Genomic DNA, 2551 nt, shown 5'->3' with positions numbered 1-2551 from the left:
TTGGTATCTCATAATTTTTCCGTCGTCGTTGATAATATTTTTATGGCTGGAACAACCAGGAACTATTGTAAGACTAAAAATTAAATGGGAATGATGCAATTCATTATGCAATTTTAAATTAAAAAATATTATTTCTTGCATTGTGTTGCCGTAGGTTTGCTATTTATGCCTATTTAAGTTTGAAATAAAAGAAAATTAATGTTAACTATTTCTTATTATATGCAATTTTATGCAAGAAAATGGTAGGTTAATGATTCATTTATACTTTCAATTTATTCCGTTTGCAGCTGTGCACTCAATTTGATAGCATGGTAGCGAAATAACATGCAGCCACCGGGGTACAGCCAAAGGTTCTTATAATTTCTTATGAAAATTACACTGAAAGACATTGCAAAGGACACGGGCTTTTCTGAATCAACCGTCTCGCGCGTGCTCAACGGGTCGCCCAAAATCAGTACCCGGACCCGCGACATCATTATGGAAAGTGCTCGCCGGCTGGGATACCTGTCCCCGGGACAGCAGAATAGCAGCTCCGACAAGAAGTTTCTGAATGTAGCCCTGATCGCAAGTGATTTTAAGGAGGGGGAATTCTATGTCTCTTTTTTTAACGGGCTCAATCAGGCTTCTAAAAAAAATAATATCAGGCTGTCTCTTATCGGTCTTGCCAATCCGAAAGAAGAGCTTCAAAAGTTGCTGAAAGAAATTTCTCTTCACTATTACGATGCCGCCATCCTCTATATCCCGGAATACACCCGAAGGGAGTATGAAGAGCTTACGAACAGGATTCCCAGCGGATTGCCTATCATTTCAAATGCCCTTATAGAACACCCGGTATTCCCCACCGTTACCTTCGATGGGTACAGCGGGGGCTACCTCGCCGCCAGACATCTTGAGGATCAGTCGTACAGCGATCTTGGGCTTATACAGGGCCCCTTTGAACGGGCGGAGGCGCGCTACCGGAGCAACGGTTTTAAGGATTACCTCCACCAGCATGAACACCTGGACCTGCTCTGGGTTTACGAGGGCGATTTTACGTTTAAATCAGGGGTCCGCGCTTTCAGGGAATATCAAAAGCTGAACCAAAAGCCCCGAGCTATTTTTGCCGGCAACGACGACATGGCCAATGGGTTTATGGAATCAGCCAAACAGGAAGGGATACAATTTCCCGAAAATGTAGCTATTATCGGCTATGATGATTTACCGGTTTGCCGTCACAACCAGCCGACCATATCCTCCATTAAGACGGATTACGAGGCGCTGGGCATGACCACGATGAAACTCTTGAGGGAACTGGTGGAACATCCCACTCAGAATAGCAACATGCTGAGTTTTGTTTCGGTCTCCCTGCGCCACCGCGAATCTTCGTAGGAACCACATGTTGATGGGGACCGTATGTTGCAATAACAATTTTCAGGACTATAGATTAAAACCTATTTTACCCGTTTTCTTCTGTCCCCTGAATCCATACAGGAGTGGATATGCCTTTGGCCGGAATTGATCTGCTAATCATAACTGCCTATATATTTTTTATCTGCTGGCGTGGCATCAGCGCCCGCACGTCATATAGAACCGCAGACGATTATTTTCTGGCCAACCGCTCACTGAGCTGGCCGGTTATCGGGCTGTCTCTTTTTGCGACCAATATCTCTACCAGCAGCATTATCGGACTCGGCGGCAGCGGGTATAAAACCGGGATATCCGTCTTTAACTACGAGTGGACCGGAGCCATCATGCTGGTGATTTTTGCCCTGTTCATCGCTCCTTATTATATCCGGAACCGGCTGACGACCATGCCGGAGTTCCTCGAGCGGCGCTTCGACCATCGGTCCCGCTTCTATTTTTCCGTCATTTCCATCCTCATCAATGTACTCATTGATATCGCCGGCGCCCTGTATGCGGGCAGCCTGTTTCTGAGAGGGCTTTTTCCGGATATCGACCTGTTTGTTTTTGTCGGGGTTATGGCTTTAATAGCGGGACTCTATACCGTCGTCGGGGGATTGAAGGCCGTTGTGCTCACCGACTCCGTTCAGGGCATCCTGCTGGCTGTGGGGACCGGCATTATTTCTGTTATGCTTTTCATGAAGCTGGGAAGCTGGACGGAAATAACAACGGCGTTACCGAATAATTTTATGAGCCTGATTAAGCCGCTCGACGACGAGCTGACTCCCTGGCCAACCTTGTTTGTCAGTATCCCCATTCTCGGCTTTTACTTTATGTGCTCCAACCAGCACATGGTCCAGCGCATACTGGGGGCGAAATCAATCGAGGACGGAAAAAAGGGAGCCATTTTCGCCGGTTTTCTGAAGCTGCCGATCCTGTTTCTGCTGGTCCTCCCGGGGACCATGGGGCTCCTGCTGTACCCCGACCTGGAAAATGCGAACCTCATCTTTCCAACTATGCTTTACGACCTCTTGCCGGCGGGACTCCTGGGAATCGTCATGACAGGGTTCATCGCCGCCCTGATGTCGAGCATAGACTCGGCTCTTACGGCCTCCGGGAGCATTGCCACCCTCGATATTTATAAAAATATGGTCCCCGCTAAAAGCGAACG

2 protein-coding genes are annotated in these 2551 nt (G+C 47.6%); both read left to right on the top strand.

Translation table 11 applies throughout. The annotated features are described in order from the left end of the window. Nucleotides 1-366: 366 nt before the first annotated feature. Nucleotides 367-1368: a LacI family DNA-binding transcriptional regulator gene (locus ACESLU_RS14130; protein WP_372639276.1), complete on the top strand. Its 1002-nt coding sequence runs from the start codon at nucleotides 367-369 to the stop codon at nucleotides 1366-1368. 110 nt (nucleotides 1369-1478) lie between these two features. After that, nucleotides 1479-2551, top strand: a 1073-nt coding sequence (locus ACESLU_RS14125; protein ID WP_372639275.1) for a sodium/solute symporter, incomplete at its 3' end; no start/stop codon positions are given.

The organism is Fodinibius sp. (assembly GCF_041642155.1).
Classification (GTDB): Bacteria; Bacteroidota; Rhodothermia; order Balneolales; family Balneolaceae; genus Fodinibius.
This window is presented reverse-complemented; position numbering and strand designations above follow the sequence as displayed.